Here is an 18,502-nt window from a genome sequence, read left to right on the forward strand (position 1 = left end):
CTTTCTCTCAGGCCAGGCCGGCGGTGATGGCGATGAGGCCGAGCAGTTGGCCGGTCGTGTTGCCGATGACGTGAACCCACAGGGACACGCGCAGGTCGCGCCCGCGCCAGGTGCACCAGACGGCCGGCAGGAAGAGCAGGACCCGTGAGAAGAACTGCCACGGCGTCCAGAAGTGATACAGGGAGAACAGGGCGGTGTTCACGGCGGGCGCCCAGCGGCCGGCCGGCAGCCGCGGCAGGAGGAATCCACGGAAGTAGAGTTCCTCGGTCACCGGGCCGAGCAGGCCCGACAGGATCAGCGACACGGCGAGAGTCGTCACGACCTTCGATTCCGTATGGCCGGTGAAGGCGCCTGTCGTGCCGGAGACCTCTGACGCCCACGGGAGCCAGGCGAACACGCGCTCCTGCAGGACGCGGTCGACGGGCTGGGCGACGCTGCCGGCCACGAAGGTCCACAGCACCAGTCCGGTGACCATGCCGACGAGCGGCCACCGGCGTATGGGCCTGTCCGGGTAGGCCACGACGCCGCGAAGCGACCGGCGCCCGCCGGGACGCGCGCCGAGCCAGAAGAGCGTGCCGAGCTGCACCGGAACCAGGCCCAGGCACATCGCCAGCACCCAGGCCAGGAACGGCGGGTATCCGATGGCGCGGACGAGCGGTCCGGTGAAGAGGAGGTACGCCAGAACGATGGGTACGCCGGGCAGGAGGTGCAGCGCCAGCGATGTCGCCCAGGAGTGGCGTCCGCCCTCGATCGCCGACCGCAGGCGGCCCGCGGTCGGGGGAGCGGGACGTCGGCTGAACGATGAAGGACCGGGCACGCGGGCCACCTCCGTTGCATTGATTGTTTCCGCAATCCGCAACGATAGGGTTGTCCGGTTGCTTGCCGCAGAATGCTGTTGCAAGAGGCCGATCCGGTGCAACGCGAGGGATGGATTCGTTGCACGCGGTTCTTCTATTGCAACGGAGAGGGGATCTGGTGCCGGGTCGCAGGCTCACCGCCCGGGAACGACAGGTGATCTCGGACGGGCTGGCCGCCGGCGACTCGTACGCCACCGTCGCACGCCGGCTGGGCAGACCCACGTCGACGGTCAGCCGGGAGGTGGGCCGCGCCGGCGGCACCGCCGCCTACCTGGCCGCGTCGCGTTCGCCCGGCTCCCTCACGCCACCGGCACGACGCGGGCCGGTCGGCGCGGCAACGGAGCGGGACGGCCTTGTGGCCGACGCGATCCGGACGTTGTCCGCGCTGTTCCACGACAGCGGCCTGCCTCGAACGGCGTCCGCGGTGCTCGCGTCGCTCATCATCGCGGAGGCCCCGGTCTCCGCCGCGCAGCTCTCCTGCCGGCTCGGGGTCACCCACGGCACCGTCTCACGGGCCGTGGGATACCTCGAGAAGCTCTCCGTCCTGCACCGCGAATCCGTCGGCCGTCAGGACCGGTACTCCCTCGAATCGCGTGTCTGGTCCCGCGTCCTCGAACTGGACGCGCAGCGGAACACGCGGTGGCTGGCCGCCGCACGCTACTGCCTCGGCATCGCGGAGATCGGTCCGGTCGGCCGCGAGCGGCTCACCGCCATGACCGACTTCTTCCAGCGGCTGGGCGCCGACATGAACGCGGCGGCCGCGAACGCCGACGACCCGGTCAGAGACGACCTCGCCGTCCTCCTGGCGGCTCTCGTGCGCCACCGCGCCCCGCTGCCGGACTCGCGCCTGCTCGCTTCCCTGGCCTGGCCCGCCCGGCGCCTTGAGGCCGTGCTCGCCTGGCTCGAAGAGAACCCGGACGCGCTGTTCCCCCTCACCGTGCGGGTGACCGGGGCGGGGCTCGTCGCGGACGCCCACGCGGAGGCCCTGCCCGGCCGGTGAGGGACACGTCGTCCGCCGGGTCACCGCACCGCGTACGCCGCACCGCTCCCCGCGGCGGCCCGGCCGTGCCGACCCGGTCAGGCGCCCTCCCGGTGTAGGGAGTCGAGGCGGGCCAGTTCGTCGCGGGACAACCGCAGCGCGCCGGCGGCGACGTTGTCGGCCATGTGGTCCGGGTTGCCGGTGCCGGGATGACCAGCATGTTCGGTTGAATCACGAGAGCCAGTCCAAGGTCGCGACCAGCAGGATCTGGCAGCGGTAGATGACCGCGCGCTTGGCGTACCGGCAGGCCGGCGCGCGGTACCGCTTCAGGCGCGCGATCGCGCGCTCGACCACGTTGCGCCGCTTGTAGACCTCCGGATCGAAGGCGTACGGCCGGCCGCCCCGCGAACCCCGGCTCCGGCGATGGGCCAACTGGTCGGCCTTCTCCGGGATCGTGGCGGCGATCCGCCTGCAGCGCAGGTAGCAGCGGGTGGCACGAGCGCTGTAGGCCTTGTCGGCGATCACCCGAAACCACCAGCCCGCCGACCGCGGGTAGCCGACGGACGGACGGACCTGGTCGAGCAAGGGGATAAGCCGCGGGTTGTCCCCGGCCTGACCGGGCGTGAGGATCACCGCCAGGACCCGGCAGCAGGCATCCACCGCCAGGTGCAGCTTGCTGCTCAGGCCGCCCCGGGAGCGGCCCAGCGCTTCGCCGTCGACGGCCGCCACCGTCGCACCGGAGGCGCCGATGGATGCGGTGCCCCCTTTTTCCGGGCACCGGCGGCATGCTGGTGCGCCCGGGTGACGGTGGAGTCGACCGCCACCTCGTACACCGCATCGTCCAGGCCGTCCCCACCGGCCTGCACCGTGGTTTTGACGTGCTCGAAGATCCGCTCCCAGGTGCCGTCGGCACTCCACCGGCGCAGCCGCTCGTGCAGCGTCTTCCACGGCCCGTACCGATCCGGGACGTCCCGCCAGGGCGCTCCGGTCCGGGGCCTGCCACACGATCCCATTGATCACCTGCCGGTGGTCGCGCCACTGCCCGCCCTGACGGCCGCCTTGCGGCAGCAGCGGCTTGATCTGCTCCCACTGCTGATCGGTGAGCTCCCCTCGGTGCACCATGCCTACGACATCGGTGACCCGGCTGACCTCCTGAGAGAAAGATTCACAGGACAGGTCTTAGCGCAGTAATCGACAAAGGCACGACCTCCTGCGAGGTCACCGCTTGCGTCCGACGGCGGCCAGCGCCCGCAGCGGATGCGGCTCGTTGAGCAAGGAGCGGCCTCTCCAGTCAGCGGTATCGACCACTCCGGGCTCCAGCAGTTCCAGCTCGCCGAAGAACTTCTCGAATTCCTCTTGCGAACGGAAATGCATGGGCGTGCCGATGCTGTTGAAAAGCTGCCGGACATGGGCACCCAGGACCGGGTCCAGTCCATCGCTCGTGACGTGATGCGCAACGAGATGACTCCCGGGCGCGACATGCCGCATGACACGATTGACGACTCCGCGCGGGTCATCCGCATCAGAGACATAGTGAAGGAAGGAGAACATAATTACACAGACGGGCTTACTGAAGTCGATGTGGCGCTCCAGGCGCGGATCGGCTAAAGCGCGGGCCGGGGTGAGCGGATTGACGTCAAGGAAAATAATCGATTCGTCTTCGGCCAGCTCAAGAGCGGCTGTCGTGTACGTCGTGGGCGTGTTATCGACGTAGGCGATCCAGACCCCGGGAAGTCCCGCTTCGGCCGCGGCTTCTTTCGCCGCCCGGTGGAGGCTGAGCTCGTTCAGCTGATTGGCACTGAAACCGAAGTCGATGAACTGGACGATCCCTTTTTCCTGGACGAGGTGGTGGATCGCCCGCGTGAGGAACTCTTGGCTCTCACGCGCCAGGGTCGTCAGGTGCTCGCGCACCGATGGGCCGAGGGAGAGGACCGCTTCGGCCGCCTTGGCGTCAGCCTCGCTATGTTGACTCGTGCCGAGCACGTAGGCGTTCAGTCCTGCCGCGGATGCTCCACCAGAGGCGGAATGGGAGGCCGCGTCCGAACTCATTCCTCACCAGTTTCCATCAGCCAACAGGTCCCGCAACGATCCGCCGGCCGGCCGAACAGCGCGCGTTTGCATGTCGTGCGCAGTTTCCGCTTTTCACCTGACGACGGCAACGTTACAACTTCAGCAGCACGGCAGACAACAACGACCTTCGATCCATCGTCACGCGAGGGCCGAAGATATCGGAGTGAACGCTGAGCACTAGTGCTTACCGCGTTGATCATACTAGATTGCGTGATCAAGGGAACAGCGCGGGCAGACCGGCGCACCCGAGAGCCAGGGGGGAGGCGACATCCGAAGCGATGAGCACCCTGTTACCCAGGCCGGCACGCTCTGCGGTGCCTGAGGAGCCACAGCACGCAGGACCGCAATGACGCTCAACCAGTCGTGACCCGGATCGGCGCGGCCGCTCACCTGCGTCGCCGGTACCCGTCAAAGGGACGACCATCGCTGGTCCTCTCGGTGCACTCCCCACGACGCCGATCGTCAGCAAGGTGGGCCATGACCGCCCAGGGCGCCGGAACACGGCCACACGAAACATGAGCTGTGATCAGGTTAGGAAAACGAAAGTCGAAGGACGAAAAACATGGCTATGGAGTCTGCTCCGCCTGGCGTTGATCCCACCGTCCCGTCCGCTGCCCGGGTATACGATCTGGCGCTCGGTGGAAAAAACTACTTCAAGGTGGACAAAGAATTCGCTGATAAGGCATCGCACGGCATGCCGGAGCTACCCGATCTCGCCAAGATCAATCGCGCCTGCCTGATCCGGGCGGTCACCCATTTTGCGCAGGATCTCGGTATCCGGAGGTATCTCGACCTCGGTTCCGGTCTGCCGACGCAGGAAAACGTTCACGAGGTCGCACGGCGCGTCCATCCCGATGCGCGCACGGTCTATGTCGACGTCGATCCGACGACCCGGATCCATGCGCTGTCCATCCTCGATGGTGATCCCTACACCGCCTTCATACAGGCGGACGCCACCAAGCCCGAAACCATCCTGGAACACCCCGATACCCAGGCCCTGCTGAGCGCCGGCGAGCCGATCGCCGTGCTGCTCTTCGCCATCGTGCATTTCATGCCGGACAGTGCTCAACCGCGCGCGGCCATCCAGCGGTTCTTGGATTCGGTCCCTGCGGGGAGCGTGCTGGCGATTTCGAGCGCGACGATCGATGGCATCCACCCCGAACTCGAGCGGCGCCTCAGTGAGATGTATCGGGATGTTCCGAGTCCGCTGGTTCTGCGAACAGAGGAAGAGATCATGGACCTGTTCTGCGGGCTTCCCATCGCGGGCGGAGAACTCGCCGAGGTCGGTGCGTGGGGTGTGCCACAGGAGGAAGTCGCTGAGGCGCCTTGGCTGCGAGCGGTGTTCGGGTACGCGATCAAGAAGTAGGCCCGGCAAGGAACTGATGGTGGGCTTGTGAACCTGACGGCGGCCGCGTGTGCGGCGGGCGGCCGCCAGTGCCGGGAACTCGCCGCGGTCACGGACGGCGGCCGCTCTCGCCCCATGATCGGCCGCCCGGCGAACCGGCAGCCGTCGGTGAAGCCAACGCCCTGTCCTTGAGGCGGTGCATCACCACGGGGACGTCCGCACCAGCCGTGACGACCAGGCCGTCGCCTCATGTGCACGGCGTGAACGACAGCGGTAAGGGTCCGCCTCGGGAGGCTTCACTCCGCGAAGTCTCCCTCCTCGTAGGCGCGGCGTAGCCAATCGGTCAGGGAAGCCAGCATCCGGAGACTCCGGGCGAGTTGCGGATCCTCAGGTAGCTGCCGCAGCTCGGGCACCGTGTACGTGCGGGCCAAAGCGGCCATGGCCATCTGAGGGTGACCGTCTGCCAGCCGCCAGGCTGCTGCCGACAGGTGCTCGATGCGTCGCAGCACACGGTCACGTGACCAGCCCTCCACCCGGAGCACCACTGGGCTTGAGGGATACGCGGTATGGCAGAGGGCCTCATATCCGTGCCAGTGCAGGGCCTGGACGGCGTGCTCCAAGCCCCCGGGCGAGTCCATGCGAAGATCGACTCCCGCTGGGGTGATCTGTAAGGAGGTCAGCGTCGCCGAGGTGGCGCGCTCGCAGATGTGGCCGATTCGAGGCGCCTCGACGGCGATGGCGGGTGGGTGCTGAACGGCCACAAGCGTGATCTCCCTGTCGGAAATGCCGACGTAGGCGGTACGGACTCCGGGAGCGGTCAGCCCTCACGTCAGCGATGAAGCCAGCGGGCGGCTTACCTTAGAACCTTCTATCTGACATTTTCTCGTCGCGACTTACGCGCGATGATTGTCAGGAAAACTTACGCGGATCACCCGAGATAACGCAACCGCCTTGTCAAGTTGATGTCACCGCTCTGGTCGTTCGGGTGGCGGCCGAACCGCGATGACACCGGATGGGCGGCGTAGATGGCATTAGCACCGCTGACGCTTGCGGCCCGCGTCCCACCTCGACAGGTTCGATATGAGGCCGTTGACCAGGCAGAGCACCAGCGCAATGTATGCGCTTAGGCCACCGCTCCAAGCAGCTCGGAACACGGCAAAGAGCAACAACATCACAAGTTGATGACGAAGTCAGCCTCAACAGGGGTTGTCAGATGAGGCATTCCTAGACTCAACATTTACGTCAACAAGATGAGTAAAGAAACTTGATATCAGGCAGGGTGATGATGATTCCCATTTCTCCCATCAGCCGCATGGTGCATGAGCAGGACGGCAGGACTGCCCCGAGCTTCAGCGTCCCGGCCGATGTTCCGCTGCGCCTGCGCGCCCTCGACCGGGAGCCGCCGGCGAGCATGGGACGGTCCTGCCGCCTTCCCCGCGGAACGCCGCTGCTGCGAATTGAAGCGGCCGTCGGCCCGCATCGGGTGGCGGTCCTGACTGAGCGAATGCCTTCCCCGCCTCGGCCGGAGACGACCGCGTTCGCCCCCGGCGCACCGGCCCGTCGTGATGGTGGAGCGCGCGGCATGAGCGTCGAGGAGGCGGCACGGCTGGAGACGATCGACCTGCTCGACCCTGCCCAACGCCCGTCGCGGCCCTACGCGCTGTATCAGCGGCTGCGCGAGCGCGGCCCGGTCGTGTGGCTGCCGGGCACCGGTGCGTGGGCGATCACCCGGCACGCGGCCGTGCGCCAGGCGCTGAGCGATCATGAGGACTTCGTTCCTCTGCCTGCGGCCGCCGACGGTCAGCGGGCGGGCGCCATGGACGTCCCGGCCCGGGTGGAAGCCGTCCTGGGCCGTGAGCTCGCCCCGTACCTGATCCGGCCGTACCTGCGGGTGATCCGGCACCGGATCGAAGAACGGCTCTTGGCGCTGGCGGGCCGACGACAGATCGACGCGATCGGCCAGCTGGTCTGGCCGGTCGTCGCCGCCGTCGCCGCTGATCTCGCGCATGACGAGGTCCCGGCGCTCCCCGCGGGAGCGGTCGACGCCGATGGGCCGGTCCGGGATCGGGTCGCGGGTCAGTGGTCGCTCGATGCCGCGGGTGAGGTCCTGGTCGACGGGCTGGGCAATGTGCTGGCCACGCTGGCGGTGCATCCGGCCCTGTGGCAGGAGCTGCGGGCCGATCCCGGCCTGGTGCCCAAAGCGGTGGCCGAGTGCCTGCGGCTGGAGCCGCCGGTGCATTGGGTCTCGCGCTGGAGCACACGTCGGGTGCGGCTGGGTGACAGTGCGATCACCTTGCCGATGCACGCCCGGGTCCTGGTCGTGGTGGCCAGCGCTTATCGCGACGAGCGGCACTGGCCGGATCCGCAGGCGCTCCGGCCGGAGCGCCTGTCGGCGGAGCGCCTGCCGACACTGGCCGGTCCTCCTGGGCGGTTCACGCTGCTGGGCCTGTACGCCGAGGCGTTGATCGGCGTGTTGCTGGAGCACCTGGCGCACCTCGAGCCGGCCGGTTCCGGGCGCCTGCGGATCTGTCAGGCGCATCAGGGCCACCACGAGCTGCCCCTTGCCTTCTTCCCCGCCCCCCGATCGGAGCTGCTGTCATGACCTTCTCCTCCCCGCAGGATGCGACGCTCGTCCCCTACCGCCCCGTCGCACCGGGCACTCCGGCGCGCCCCGAGGCCGCTTCCGGTACCTACCGCCGCCCCTACGGCCAGACGGTGCCCGCAGGATCCGCCGCCCCCTCCCGTGCCGCTTCGCACGCCGGAACAGCGGCGCAGGCGTGGCCGCCGCCGCACTCCCCGGCTCCGCTGCCTGACCGGCGTCCGCGGCGCGGCCGTCACCGCGGTCTCGCGCGCCCGGAACCGCCCTCATCGTCGTCTCCCCCGCTGTCGTCTTCCCTGCCGGTGGCTGCTCCGCCGCGGTCCGCGCCGCAGGCGCGCAGCTGGCCCCGTCCGGAGGAGCCGCCCACCGGCACGCCCTACCGGCTGCCGCAGCGCGCGACCTCACCGTGGTTCGACGACGAGCTGCCCGGGGAGAGGACCGGTGACATCGCCGTCTGGCGGCCGGGCCCGCCGCGCGGCTCGCTGGCCGGAATCGATGACACGCCCACCGTGGTGGGCGCCTCCCTGCTGCCCGCCGAGCTCCTCACCGCGGGGGCGGCGGTACCGCTGACGGCTGAGGCCTATGAGGCACTGCTGGACATGCGCGCGGCCGCGCAGCGCTTCCGGGCCGCCGTGGAACGCAGCGGGCACCTGAACGGCGCCGTGGCCTGGGGTGACGTCGACGTGCGGAGGGTGTCGTAAATGGTCATCGTCATGCACCCGACCGGGACCGCCGCCGACATCGTCGCCGTCGTCGAGGTCGCCGAGGCCGCCGGTTGCGAGGCCCATGTCAGCCGCGGCGACAGCCGGACCATCATCGGCCTGGCCGGGCAGGTGGACCAGCTCGAGGCGGCGGTGCTGCGGCGCCTGCGCGGGGTGGCCGACGTGGTCCGCATCTCGGTGCCCTACCGGCTGGTCAGCCGCGATCACCACGTGCAGCGCACCACGGTGCACGTCGGCGGCGTGCCGATCGGCCCGGGCACGGTGACCCTGATCGCCGGCCCGTGCGCGGTGGAAACCCCCGAGCAGACCCTGCGGGCGGCGCGGATGGCCAAGGCCGCCGGGGCGGCGCTGCTGCGCGGCGGCGCCTACAAGCCGCGCACCTCCCCCTACGCCTTCCAGGGGCTGGGGGAGGCGGGCCTGCGCATCCTGGCCGAGGTGCGCGCCGAGACCGGGCTGCCCGTGGTGACCGAGGTCGTGGATGCGGCCGACGTCGAGCTGGTCGCCAAGTATGCGGACATGCTGCAGGTCGGTACCCGCAATGCGCAGAACTTCGCGCTGCTGCAGGCCGTGGGCGGCATCGGCAAGCCGGTCATGCTCAAGCGGGGCATGAACGCCACCGTCGACGAATGGCTGATGGCGGCCGAGTACATCGCCCAGCGCGGCAACCTGGACATCGTGCTGTGCGAGCGCGGGATCCGCACCTTCGAGACCGCGACCCGCAACACCCTGGACATCTCCGCAGTGCCGGTCGCCCAGCGGCTGTCGCACCTGCCGGTCATCGTGGACCCGTCCCATTCGGGTGGCCGCCGCGACCTGGTCCTGCCGCTGGCCCGCGCGGCCATCGCGGTCGGCGCCGACGGCCTCATCGTCGACGTCCATCCCCGCCCGGAGCAGGCCCTGTGTGACGGTCCGCAGGCCCTGGTGGACGGGGACCTGCGGGAGCTGGCCCGGGTGATGACGGTGCTGCCGGCCCTGGGCGGGCGCACGCGTGCGCATCCGCCGGCGCCGGTGACGCTGTCAGGGGCGGCGCATGCCCGGCTGGTCGTCGGTGCGGCCGCGGCGCCGACGTAACGCCTCTTCGCGGCGCCGCTCGCTGGTGTGTCGAGAGGCCTTCCGCATCGGCGTCACCCGTGACGCGGTCGGCTTGACGCTGCCGCGCCGGAAGGTGCAGACCTGCTTCGGGTATGACCGCGGTGGTGATCGTCCATACTGGGGATGGAGTTCTCGACGTACGGCCTACGTGTAGAACTGCCAGCGGTGTCCGCCCCTCCCGGAGGGACGGACACCGCGCCTTTCAACGAATGACTTCGCCGATGTCGCGTCCGCGCCCCTTCAGCTGCGTAACCAGCGCCGTAGCGGCGGCCCTGCGAGCTGCGGCCATGCTGGCGCCCGTGGCGGTGCCCACCACCGAGCGACACGCCCGGCCCCAGCCGACGACCGTCATCACGGTGACCGAGAAGATCGCCTGCGGGGATGTGGGAACGGTGACGTACTCCCACACCACTGGGCTGATCCGGCCCCGCTCGCTCCAACGATCGAGGAGCTGCAGCGGACAGGAATCGGAGAAGGGCGATGGAGCCGGCGTCCGAGACAGGCCGGTCCCGAAAGTTGCGGGGACCGGTACGGGTGAATCGTCCGCCCGCCGCTGCAAGAGGACATCGGCCACCTGCATCCAGACGGCGAGCGCTGAAGCCCTCCGCCCGGCACGAATACCGCAGCGGCGAGGCCCGACCGTGGACGGTGCTGGTGCCACGCCGCCGGTACCGGAGCTGGTGGTGTCCGCCGCGAGGGAGGAAGAGTGGTCCACCTGGGCTCCTTGTCCTCGAAAAAGATCACCGCTGGTCGCCGGCGCCCGCCATGAGGAGGAAGAGTGTACGGCGAAACCGGGCACTCCACCTCAGCGCGATGGAGGTGATTACCGCGGTTGCCCATCATGCCGGGGCTGCTGGGCCAGCAGCAGATCGGCCGCGGCCACCACGTCAGCAGCCGCGTCATACAGCTCCCGAAGGGTGCGACGCTGAGCGGCGGTGGCGAACGAGGAAACCGCAGCCGGGGCAGGCGCACCGAAGCCATTCGCCGCAGGAAGACCCCTCGGTGGTGCGGGCCGGATCGCCGGGACGGCGGCCGCCCTGCCCGGGGCATGCGGGCGGGCAGGCGGTGTGGTGCTCGTCGGCCGGATGAACAGCCCCAGGACGCCGGCCAGGAGCATCAGCGCGATCACCACCGCGAGGATCGAGATGTACCCGGGCATCACCCCGCCCAGCAGCGGCCGGTCGACGATGGCCACGGCCAAGGCCACGCCGAGAGCGCCGCCGAGCTGGCGGGCGGTCATGCTCGCGCCGACCGCGCCGGCGTAGCGGTCGACGCCCGCAGTCAGCGCCCCGGCGGCCGACACGCCTGTGCTCAGCGCACCGAACCCCAGGCCCAGCGCCGCGGCCACACCCACCCAGGTGGTCGTGGCGAAGGTACCCGGGTGCATCGCGGCGATTCCGGTGATGCTCGCCGCGGCGGTCAGCAGCGCACCGCCGTAGATGACCGGACGGGCGCCGTAGCGGCGGATCAGCCGCCCGGCGGCCAGGCTGGCCAGCAGCACGCCGGTGGAGATCGGCACCAGCATCAGGCTGAGGCGGGATACCGGAAGCGCCCAGATCTCCCGGAGCAGCAGGGGGATGGCCGCCAGCACGATGAAGCTGGTCATCCCGTACAGGAAGGAGATGGCTCCGGCCAAGGCGAAGCCGGGGCGGCGCCACAGGGTCATCTCGATCGCGGGCGCCGGGTGCCGCAGCGAGCGGCCGATCGCTGCGGCCAAGCCCATCAGGCCACCGGCCGCCAGCGCGAGGGTGGGCCCAGAGCGCCATCCCCAGGCGTGTCCCTTGGCGATCGCCAGGACCAGCATGGCCATCCCGGCCAGTAGCACGATGCTGCCGAGCAGGTCGGGCAGGCGTCCGCGCGATGGGGCGCGCTGCGGCAGGACGAGACAGGCGGCGATCAGTACCGCGCCGATCATCGCCGAGGGGGCGAACAGGCCCCGCCAGCCGAAGGCCGCGACCAGGTGGCCGCCCGTACTGTGCAGGAGGATCCCGCCGACGCCGGCGGCGGCCGACCAGGCGCCCACCGCGCTCGCGCGGCGCGCCGGGGTGATCTCGGCCAGCAGCAGGGCCAGTGAGGCGGGGACGACCATGGCGGCCGCGATCCCCTGGACGGCGCGCGCGGCCAGCAGCACCGGCAGCGTCGGAGAGGCGACGGCCGCCAGCGCGCCCAGGGTGAACACGATCAGCCCGAGCAGCAGCATGCGGCTGCGGCCGATCGCATCAGCCAGGCGGCCGGTGGTGGCCAGCAGCGCGGCGTACGGCACCGTGGCGGCGGCCGTCACCCACTGCAGGTCGCCCAGCGGCAGGCCGGTGCCGATCGCCGCGCTGCTCAGGGCGGGGAGGGCGAGGGTGGCGGCGATGCTGTCGGCCATGACCACGCCCATGGCGCCGCAGGTGACCGCGGTCAGTATGCCGGTGCGCCGCCGTCGTGCTGGGCGCATCGACGCAGGCGGCATGCCCGAGGCTGCCGTCCTTGGGGAAGTGACGGGCCGGTGCGAGGTGGGAGAGGTCGTGGCGGCCATCCAGGGCTCCTGATCGAGACGGCGGCGGACGGTGATGCGGGAGTTGACAGCGCGAGTCAGGCACTGGCCGGAGCCGGAGCGTCCGGCCGGGTGGAGCGGATCAGCCGCAGCGCTTCCTGCTCGGCCGCCACGCGGGCAACGGCCGGGCTGAGCGCGCCTTGCTGCGCGTGGTGGCAGCGCCACAGCACCTCGACGGTCCGGCGGGCCAGCAGCAGGTGCTCGGCGATGAGCAGGGCCAGCGTCGTCTCCGCTTCTCGCACGGCGTCCAGAGCGGTGATGATCGCCGGGTCGGTGCTGGTGCGCGGCACTCCGTCGATCTCGTCGACGAGGCCCGTCCACGGCAGGCGGGCATCGACAGCCTCACAGACGTGGGCCACCAGTTCGCTTTCCGTGCCGGGGTGAGCGGCCTGCAGGTGCGCTTCGGTCATGGTGATCGCACCTTGGATGGTGTGCGGGTGGGTGCGGCGGGCATCAGCGCAGGCCAGGTCGAGCAGGTGGGCGCGTTCGGTGAGCGCGGCCCGGCTCCACCCCTGGACGATCATCAGGCGGTGAGGTCCTTGGGCGAGCTGCCAGCCGACGCGGTGCAGGGCGCGGCGGACCTGCTGCTGGGTGTGGTGCGAAGGGGTCATGATCTGGGCGATGGCGCCGGGGCCGGGCACCGGTTCGATGTGGATGTCAGCGGTCGCGCCCACCGCGCGGGTGCTGATCCGTCGTATCGCGGTGACCTGGTCGCGCAGGGCCGCGCGGGCTGTTCGCTGGCCTGTCGTCATGGGCATTCCATCACAAAACGGTCTTAGTGACTAGTAGTCAAATTTCTTGTCAGGTGCGGTCGGCAGTGTAGGGCGGATTCGCCAGAACGTCACCACTGCCGCAAATCGGTGCACGGCTCCCAGCCTGAGCGCCCGGATCGCGCCGACGGCCACAACCTCACACTCGCGGAGTATGCGTAGGTTTCCGGATAGGCCCACCTGCGGCGATCGGCTGCAGTGACACCACGGTGCGCCAACGTCCAGGACACGGATTGATCACGATTGCCGCTGCGGCGGGGTTCCTGGACTGGCGCAAAAGAAGTGCACTGCCTACCATCCTTCCCGTATTGACATAGTTAGTCAGGAAAAATGACAAGGCTTTCCGTGTCCGGTTCGGCGAGGTCGGCCGCACGGTGACAAGCCGACCGAAGCAGACCGCGGCATAGAGCCGCCGCCCGTTTCCGCACCCCACCCGGCGGACGGCGGCTCCCTGCCGACCTGGGCGGTGCGGCATCGCAAGCCGTCCCCACTGACCTTGGAGCCGATCATGAGTGCCCCTGCCTACGCCCCCGCGCACGTCGCCCGGAACGTCGACTGCACCACCGTGCTCCTCGACGATGCTCCGCCGCAGTGGGATGAGCTGCCGCTGCCGGGGGCGCCGGGCTTCTACTCCAGCCGCCCCTGGCACCAGGCCAACCGCGCGCTAAGCGGCGCGGCCGAGAGCGTGGTCCTGGCGTGGACGGCCGCCCCCGGCGGGCACCGGCTCCAGGCGGTGGTGCCGGTCTCCCGCTACCCCGACGACCCCGCCACGCCCGCCAATGCGTTCCTGCATCCCGCCCGGCTGTTCTCCGCCGCCGGCCTGCCCGCCCAGCAGTGGGGCCCGATCACCCTGCTGGGCACGACGGCCGGATATGAAACCGCGCCGATCTGCGCGAGTGGTCAGCAGGCCGCCTGGGCGCGCGCCGCCGCCCAGGCGATCCCGGCCGAGGGGACCGCGGTCATGCTGCACCTGGACGAGCCGGCCGCCGTGGCGGTCCACGCGCGCTTCCCCGATGCGCCGCTGCTGCTGACCAGCGCCCGCAGCGTGCTCACGCTCACCGCCGACAGCGTCGAGGAGCACGACGCCCAGCTGCCTTCCCGCAAGCGATACGTAGCGCACAAGGAGACCGCGCGCCTGCAGGAAGCGGGATCTGCCATCACGGTGAAGGACCTGGCCGACTACGACATCAACCAGCTGATCGAGCTGCAACTGCTCACCCAGCGCCGCCACAACGCCCCCGACGATCCGGCTGCCTTCCAGACCGGTTTCCGCCGTATCCTGTCCTCGCCCTGCCTGCTTCAGGCCGCCCGCGTGTTCCTGGCCCATGACCGCCACGGCGAGCTCGTCGCCTACCACCTGGCGTTCATCCACGACGGCACCCTGCTGGTGCGCAACATCGGCTTGGACTACGAACGCGCAACCCACGGCGAGTACTTCGCGGTCATGGTGCACGCCCCGCTGCGCTACGCCTTCGAGCACGGCCTGCGCCAGATCGACTTCGGCCTGGAGGCGTTCAGCCAGAAACTGCGGCGCGGCGCCCGGCCCGTACTGCTGTGGTCGGCGCTGCTGCGCCCGCCCGCCGGCTGGACCCCGGCGCACACCATCGCCTGCAACCGGCGCCGCGCCGCCGAACTGCTCACCGCGATGGGCGCCCACCTGGAGCCCGATGAGGCCGAACGGCTGCGCACGATCGGCCGGACCGGCCTGATCACGCCGTGACGACCCTGACCGTCCGCCGCACCGGAACACCGGGCCAGAGCGGGTCCATGGCGCTGCAGCGGGCCGGGCTGGCCCGGCTGCGGATCGTGCTGTTCGCCATCGCCGGATTGAACGGCGCCCACACCGCGGTGCTGCCGTTCCTGCCGCACGTGGCCACCCACCTGGGGCTATCACCGCTACTGCTCGGGGTGTTCCTGCTGGCCGACCCCGCGGCCAAGGCCCTGTGCCAGCCGCTGGGCGGGGCCCTGACCGACCGGGCCGGCCCGGCCCGGATCCTGCCGCTCGGCCTGGTGATCGCCGTAGCCGGCATCGCCGTCGTCATGGTCGCCGACCAGGCGCACCTGGCGATCAGCGGACGGCTGATCTGGGGCGCAGGAACCGGGATCGCGGTCCCGGCCGCCTACCGCACCATCGCCGTGCTGGCCGACACCTACCAGGTGCCGCCCGCCCGCATGTACGCCAGCTTCGGCGCGGGCGCGATCACCTCCATGGCCGCCGGACCCCCGCTGGCCGGGCTCCTGGCACCCTTCACCGGCTACCAGGGCGTGCTGGCCATCACCGCCGCCATAGGCCTGGCCGGGACCGGCCTGGTGGTGGTCCGGCTGCGCCTGCCCGCCCCGCGCCGGGCGAGCGCGCCCGGCACCGGCCCGGCCGAGCGCCCGGCTCTGCGGCCCTGCGACCTGCGCGCGGTGATCGTGTTCGGCGTGTGCAGCCTGTGCTGCAACCTCGCCTGGTCCTCGGTCGAGTCGCTGGTGCCGCTGAGCCTCGGCGCGGGCGCCCACGATTCCACCGGCGCCTCGGCGCTGGTGCTGACCACCGGGCTGGTCAGCTTCATCGCCGTCACCCTGGCGCTGGGCCGCCTGCCTGATGGCGCCCGCTCTCCCCGGGCGGGCAGCGCCGCCGCGATCATCATGGGCGGTGCCGGCATCGCCCTGGTCAACGTCGATGCCCTCGGCATCGGCCTGCCCGCGATCGTGATCTTCATGGGTGCCCAGGCGTGGACCTACCTGACCGCCCGGGACGGCATGACCCACCACACCGGACGCAGCGGCAAGGCGTTCGGGGTGTTCGGGATGATCGCCGACGGCGGCAATCTCCTGGGCCCGCTGGTGGTGATGCTGGCCGCCGGACCGCTCGGCCCGCGCGCCGCGTTCGCTCTGCTGGGCGCCGTCTGCCTGGTCGCCGCGGCGACCCTGGCGATCGGCACCCGCATCCTGCCGCCCGTCCCGGCCCCCGCCTCCTTCCCCGAGGCAGGGGCCGGGGCGGGCGGCCGCCACCGCGCTCCGCGCCTCCAGTCGGTACCCGTCACCACGGGCGCGGCCCTCGGCCGGCCCTCCGCCACCCGTCCCGATCGCGCGGCCGCCGTATCCCCGCCGCCTCCCCCGGAGCTCGTCTACCTGCTGGACCGGGTCGACGCCGTGCTGCTGCTGGCCGACCGCTACCTGCATCCCGGCCCGCATCTTCCCGGCCACTCCCCCGGGCCCGCTCACCCTCGTCTTCACCCTTCGCGCCGGTCGGTTCGAACCGGCGCCCCTCGCATCCCGCACCGGAGCACGCGATGACCCTCACCACCCTCCCCGCCATCCCCATCCCCGCCCCTGTCACGGGGACGGCCGTTTCCACCGCGGCGGCGCTGATCCCGCCCCGCCGCCGCGGCAACGTCACCACCCGCTGGCACACCGGCGTCCCCACCGAGCTGGAGCACCTCCAGCCGCCGCACCTCATGCACACCCCCGCCTGGGCCCGGGCCTGGAGCACCGTGGCCACCGAGCAGATCCGCCTCTCGCGCTTCCTGCACCTGCACGCCCCGGCGTCGACCGGCTGGCCGCCTTCCACCTGCTCGAGCGATCCCCGTTCCGGGACTGGCTGGAGCACGACGCCGGACGCGAACCCACCTACCCGCTGCTGCGGGCGGCGGGCTTGACCAGGCCGCAGTCGTAGGACAGTACGACCACCTGAGCGCGGCTGCTCAGGCCGAGCTTGGTCATCAGCCGGTTGAGATGGGTCTTGATTGTGCCCTCACTCACTGACAGCCGTTCGGCGATCTCCTTGTTGGACAGCGCGTGCCCGACCAGGCGCAGCACCTCGGTCTCGCGGGTGGTTAGGCTGTCGAGGAAGGGGGCCGAGATGGGCGGGCTAACAAACGCCTCGATGAGGCGCTTGGTGATGCCCGGCGTCAGCAGCACGTCACCAGCGGCGACGGTGTGGATGGCGGCGATGATGCGTTCGGGTGGGATGTCCTTGAGCAGGAAGCCGCTAGCGCCGAGCCGCAGCGCCTTGTAGACGTATTCGTCGAGGCCGAAGGTGGTCAGGACGAGCACCTTGGACGGGTTCTCGCAGGTGGCCAGGATGTGTTCCATGGCGGTCAGGCCGTCCATGCGCGGCATCATGATGTCCATGAGGGTCACGTCCGGCTTGAGCGTGGCCGCCATGTTCACCGCCTCCTCGCCGTCGGCGGCTTCGCCCACCACTTCCAGCCCCGAGGCGCGCAGCAGCGCCCCTAGGCCAGCCCGGATGAGCACCTGATCATCGACCACCAGGACCTTCGTCATCGCCTGCCTGCTCAGATCGGCGCGTCCGGGTCGGACGGCGAAAGCGGGAACATCACCAATACCTCGAAACCACCCTGCGCTAGCGAATGCGCGGTGATCATTCCCTGGTAGAGCCTGACACGTTCAGTCATGCTGATCAACCCGTCCCCGCCGGAACCGGAACCGGCGGACGGGACGGTGGGCGCGCCGGGGTTCCCGTGATCGTTGGTGATGTTCAGGGTCAGAGCCTTCCGTGTGTACGTCAGCCGGATGCGCACCCGGGCCGAACTCGCGTGCTTGAACATATTGGTCAGCGACCCCTGCACGATGCGGTACGTGCACAGGTCCAGGCCCGGGGGCAACCTCCTGGACCGGCCCTCCACGTCCACCTGGATCGTCTGCCCGGCCGTGTGCATGCGTTCCACCAGGATGTCCGGCTGGTCAGTCCCGGCATCACCGGGCAGTCACCCTCGTCGCCCCCGTCGTCCTCATGGGCCTCGCTGCGCAGGATCGACAACAGGCGCCACGTCTCGGTCAGCATCTCGTGGCTGGTGCCGGCGATGACGCCCAGGGTGGCAGGGTGGGACAGCGCCACGTAGCGGCCCAGTCCGACTTGTATGGAGAGGGCCGACATGCGGTGGGCGACCACGTCGTGCAGTTTCCTGGCGACGCGGACCCGCTCACGGGTGACCGCCCGACGCGCGGTGACCTCCTGGGGGCCAGGGCGGCCAGTTGCCTGCCTCGTTCCCGCAGCAACCGCACCATGCTCCCCGTGATGACCGCCCAGGCTGCCACGATCAGCGCCTGGCCAAGCGCCGATCACAGCGTGACGCCCGGCTGCAGCTTTGAGGCGTACGTCCGCTCCGTCACCACCAGCGCTGTTTCGGCCGTGGTGGCCTGCCAGGCGCGGCGTACGGCCACCGAGTACAGCGCCAGCAGAGGACCGATATCGTTGAGCCCGGGTGGCAGCCCAGCGCGTGATAGACCAGCGCCGTGCTCGCCGAGACGACCAGCACGGCGAACGGTGCCCGCCTGCGCACCGCCAGCGGCATGTTCACCAGCGCGGTTAGCGTCAGCGACAACGCGTCGGCCGGCAACCGGCCCTTGCCCGGTTCGCACCCTTCCCACACCCACGTCCCGGCGACCAGTGCCAGCGCGAGTACGCCGTCGGCCGCGGGCGAGTCCAGCAGCCGCGCCCAGCGGTCGATCCACAGCCGACCGAGCGTGACGCGGGGGCCGGACATCACGTCACGCTCGCCCGCGCGCGGCGTGTGATCG

General features: G+C 70.4%; 18 protein-coding genes and 1 pseudogene. 8 read left to right on the forward strand and 11 right to left on the reverse strand.

Translation table 11 applies throughout. The features are described from left to right. Positions 1-7: 7 nt before the first annotated feature. Positions 8-817 carry a CPBP family intramembrane glutamic endopeptidase gene (locus HS048_RS39040; protein ID WP_196470161.1) on the reverse strand — a complete coding sequence of 270 codons (810 nt, stop codon included), beginning with the start codon at positions 815-817 and terminating at the stop codon, positions 8-10. Between the two features lie 158 nt (positions 818-975). Here HS048_RS39040 and HS048_RS35160 point away from each other — a divergent pair, with 158 nt between their 5' ends. Continuing rightward, positions 976-1,857, forward strand: coding sequence for a helix-turn-helix domain-containing protein (locus HS048_RS35160; RefSeq protein WP_196470162.1), 882 nt, complete (start codon positions 976-978; stop codon positions 1,855-1,857). Positions 1,858-2,067: 210 nt separating this feature from the next. Here the strand turns inward: HS048_RS35160 and HS048_RS35165 are convergent. Both HS048_RS35165 and HS048_RS35170 read right to left on the reverse strand, forming a co-directional pair. Further along, a pseudogene (locus HS048_RS35165) lies at positions 2,068-2,955 on the reverse strand (IS5 family transposase). Positions 2,956-3,054: 99 nt separating this feature from the next. Further along, positions 3,055-3,885, reverse strand: a complete 831-nt coding sequence (locus HS048_RS35170; RefSeq protein ID WP_196470163.1) for an SAM-dependent methyltransferase — start codon at positions 3,883-3,885, stop codon at positions 3,055-3,057. 583 nt (positions 3,886-4,468) lie between these two features. Between HS048_RS35170 and HS048_RS35175 the strand changes: the two genes are divergently transcribed. Further along, positions 4,469-5,272: an SAM-dependent methyltransferase gene (locus HS048_RS35175; protein ID WP_196470164.1), complete on the forward strand. Its 804-nt coding sequence runs from the start codon at positions 4,469-4,471 to the stop codon at positions 5,270-5,272. Between the two features lie 275 nt (positions 5,273-5,547). On the opposite strand, the gene HS048_RS35180 is transcribed toward HS048_RS35175, so the two are convergent. After that, positions 5,548-6,012: a hypothetical protein gene (locus HS048_RS35180; protein WP_196470165.1), complete on the reverse strand. Its 465-nt coding sequence runs from the start codon at positions 6,010-6,012 to the stop codon at positions 5,548-5,550. 821 nt (positions 6,013-6,833) lie between these two features. On the opposite strand from HS048_RS35180, the gene HS048_RS35185 reads away from it, so the two are divergent. The 3 genes from HS048_RS35185 (at position 6,834) to aroF (ending at position 9,643) form a co-directional block, all read left to right on the forward strand. After that, positions 6,834-7,853 (forward strand): cytochrome P450, encoded by a 1,020-nt coding sequence (locus HS048_RS35185; RefSeq protein ID WP_196470166.1) that lies wholly within the window; start codon positions 6,834-6,836, stop codon positions 7,851-7,853. A 299-nt stretch (positions 7,854-8,152) separates the two neighbouring features. Beyond that, entirely contained in the window at positions 8,153-8,551 is a 399-nt protein-coding gene (locus HS048_RS35190) for a hypothetical protein (protein ID WP_196470167.1), read from the forward strand. Next, entirely contained in the window at positions 8,552-9,643 is a 1,092-nt protein-coding gene (gene aroF, locus HS048_RS35195; RefSeq protein WP_196470168.1) for a 3-deoxy-7-phosphoheptulonate synthase, read from the forward strand. It begins immediately after the preceding gene. A 223-nt stretch (positions 9,644-9,866) separates the two neighbouring features. On the opposite strand, the gene HS048_RS35200 is transcribed toward aroF, so the two are convergent. The 3 genes from HS048_RS35200 to HS048_RS35210 all read right to left on the reverse strand — a co-directional run bounded on the left by HS048_RS35200 (position 9,867) and on the right by HS048_RS35210 (position 12,955). Continuing rightward, positions 9,867-10,379: a hypothetical protein gene (locus HS048_RS35200; protein WP_196470169.1), complete on the reverse strand. Its 513-nt coding sequence runs from the start codon at positions 10,377-10,379 to the stop codon at positions 9,867-9,869. A gap of 108 nt (positions 10,380-10,487) precedes the next feature. Beyond that, positions 10,488-12,104, reverse strand: coding sequence for an MFS transporter (locus HS048_RS35205; RefSeq protein ID WP_196470170.1), 1,617 nt, complete (start codon positions 12,102-12,104; stop codon positions 10,488-10,490). 137 nt (positions 12,105-12,241) lie between these two features. Further along, positions 12,242-12,955: a hypothetical protein gene (locus HS048_RS35210; protein WP_196470171.1), complete on the reverse strand. Its 714-nt coding sequence runs from the start codon at positions 12,953-12,955 to the stop codon at positions 12,242-12,244. Between the two features lie 526 nt (positions 12,956-13,481). On the opposite strand from HS048_RS35210, the gene HS048_RS35215 reads away from it, so the two are divergent. Genes HS048_RS35215 through HS048_RS35225 form a run of 3 tightly spaced genes read left to right on the forward strand, consistent with a single transcriptional unit; the run spans position 13,482 to position 16,617 of the window. Continuing rightward, a complete protein-coding gene (locus HS048_RS35215; protein ID WP_196470172.1) occupies positions 13,482-14,693 on the forward strand; it encodes a GNAT family N-acetyltransferase in 1,212 nt (403 codons plus the stop codon). After that, positions 14,690-16,255 (forward strand): MFS transporter, encoded by a 1,566-nt coding sequence (locus HS048_RS35220; protein WP_196470173.1) that lies wholly within the window; start codon positions 14,690-14,692, stop codon positions 16,253-16,255. The genes HS048_RS35215 and HS048_RS35220 overlap by 4 nt, the downstream gene beginning before the upstream one ends. Next, entirely contained in the window at positions 16,252-16,617 is a 366-nt protein-coding gene (locus HS048_RS35225) for a hypothetical protein (protein ID WP_196470174.1), read from the forward strand. The genes HS048_RS35220 and HS048_RS35225 overlap by 4 nt, the downstream gene beginning before the upstream one ends. Here HS048_RS35225 and HS048_RS35230 read toward each other — a convergent pair. The 4 genes from HS048_RS35230 to HS048_RS35245 are packed head-to-tail and all read right to left on the reverse strand — an operon-like array spanning position 16,589 to position 18,468. After that, positions 16,589-17,245: a response regulator transcription factor gene (locus HS048_RS35230; protein ID WP_196470175.1), complete on the reverse strand. Its 657-nt coding sequence runs from the start codon at positions 17,243-17,245 to the stop codon at positions 16,589-16,591. The two genes, HS048_RS35225 and HS048_RS35230, sit on opposite strands and share 29 nt — an antisense overlap. Positions 17,246-17,256: 11 nt before the next feature. Beyond that, the gene (locus HS048_RS35235) at positions 17,257-17,649 is read right to left on the reverse strand and encodes a sensor histidine kinase (protein WP_196470272.1); all 393 of its coding nucleotides are present in this window, start codon (positions 17,647-17,649) and stop codon (positions 17,257-17,259) included. Beyond that, on the reverse strand, positions 17,535-18,047 hold the full coding sequence (locus tag HS048_RS39240; RefSeq protein WP_374058806.1) for a histidine kinase: 513 nt from the start codon (positions 18,045-18,047) through the stop codon (positions 17,535-17,537). The genes HS048_RS35235 and HS048_RS39240 overlap by 115 nt, the downstream gene beginning before the upstream one ends. Before the next feature lie 43 nt (positions 18,048-18,090). Then, positions 18,091-18,468 (reverse strand): hypothetical protein, encoded by a 378-nt coding sequence (locus tag HS048_RS35245; protein ID WP_196470177.1) that lies wholly within the window; start codon positions 18,466-18,468, stop codon positions 18,091-18,093. Positions 18,469-18,502 lie beyond the last annotated feature (34 nt).

It is taken from the genome of Planomonospora sp. ID91781 (genome assembly GCF_015711595.1).
Classification (GTDB): domain Bacteria; phylum Actinomycetota; class Actinomycetes; order Streptosporangiales; family Streptosporangiaceae; genus Planomonospora; species Planomonospora parontospora.

Bases quoted from the DNA above. Each gene is read 5' to 3' on its own strand.
- HS048_RS35245 (WP_196470177.1), bottom strand. From the start codon at position 18,468: ATGTCCGGCCCCCGCGTCACGCTCGGTCGGCTGTGGATCGACCGCTGG.
- HS048_RS35210 (WP_196470171.1), bottom strand. From the start codon at position 12,955: ATGACGACAGGCCAGCGAACAGCCCGCGCGGCCCTGCGCGACCAGGTC.
- HS048_RS35170 (WP_196470163.1), bottom strand. From the start codon at position 3,885: ATGAGTTCGGACGCGGCCTCCCATTCCGCCTCTGGTGGAGCATCCGCG.
- aroF (WP_196470168.1), top strand. From the start codon at position 8,552: ATGGTCATCGTCATGCACCCGACCGGGACCGCCGCCGACATCGTCGCC.
- HS048_RS35185 (WP_196470166.1), top strand. From the start codon at position 6,834: ATGAGCGTCGAGGAGGCGGCACGGCTGGAGACGATCGACCTGCTCGAC.
- HS048_RS35215 (WP_196470172.1), top strand. From the start codon at position 13,482: ATGAGTGCCCCTGCCTACGCCCCCGCGCACGTCGCCCGGAACGTCGAC.
- HS048_RS35175 (WP_196470164.1), top strand. From the start codon at position 4,469: ATGGCTATGGAGTCTGCTCCGCCTGGCGTTGATCCCACCGTCCCGTCC.
- HS048_RS35225 (WP_196470174.1), top strand. From the start codon at position 16,252: ATGACCCTCACCACCCTCCCCGCCATCCCCATCCCCGCCCCTGTCACG.
- HS048_RS35205 (WP_196470170.1), bottom strand. From the start codon at position 12,104: ATGCGCCCAGCACGACGGCGGCGCACCGGCATACTGACCGCGGTCACC.
- HS048_RS35230 (WP_196470175.1), bottom strand. From the start codon at position 17,245: ATGACGAAGGTCCTGGTGGTCGATGATCAGGTGCTCATCCGGGCTGGC.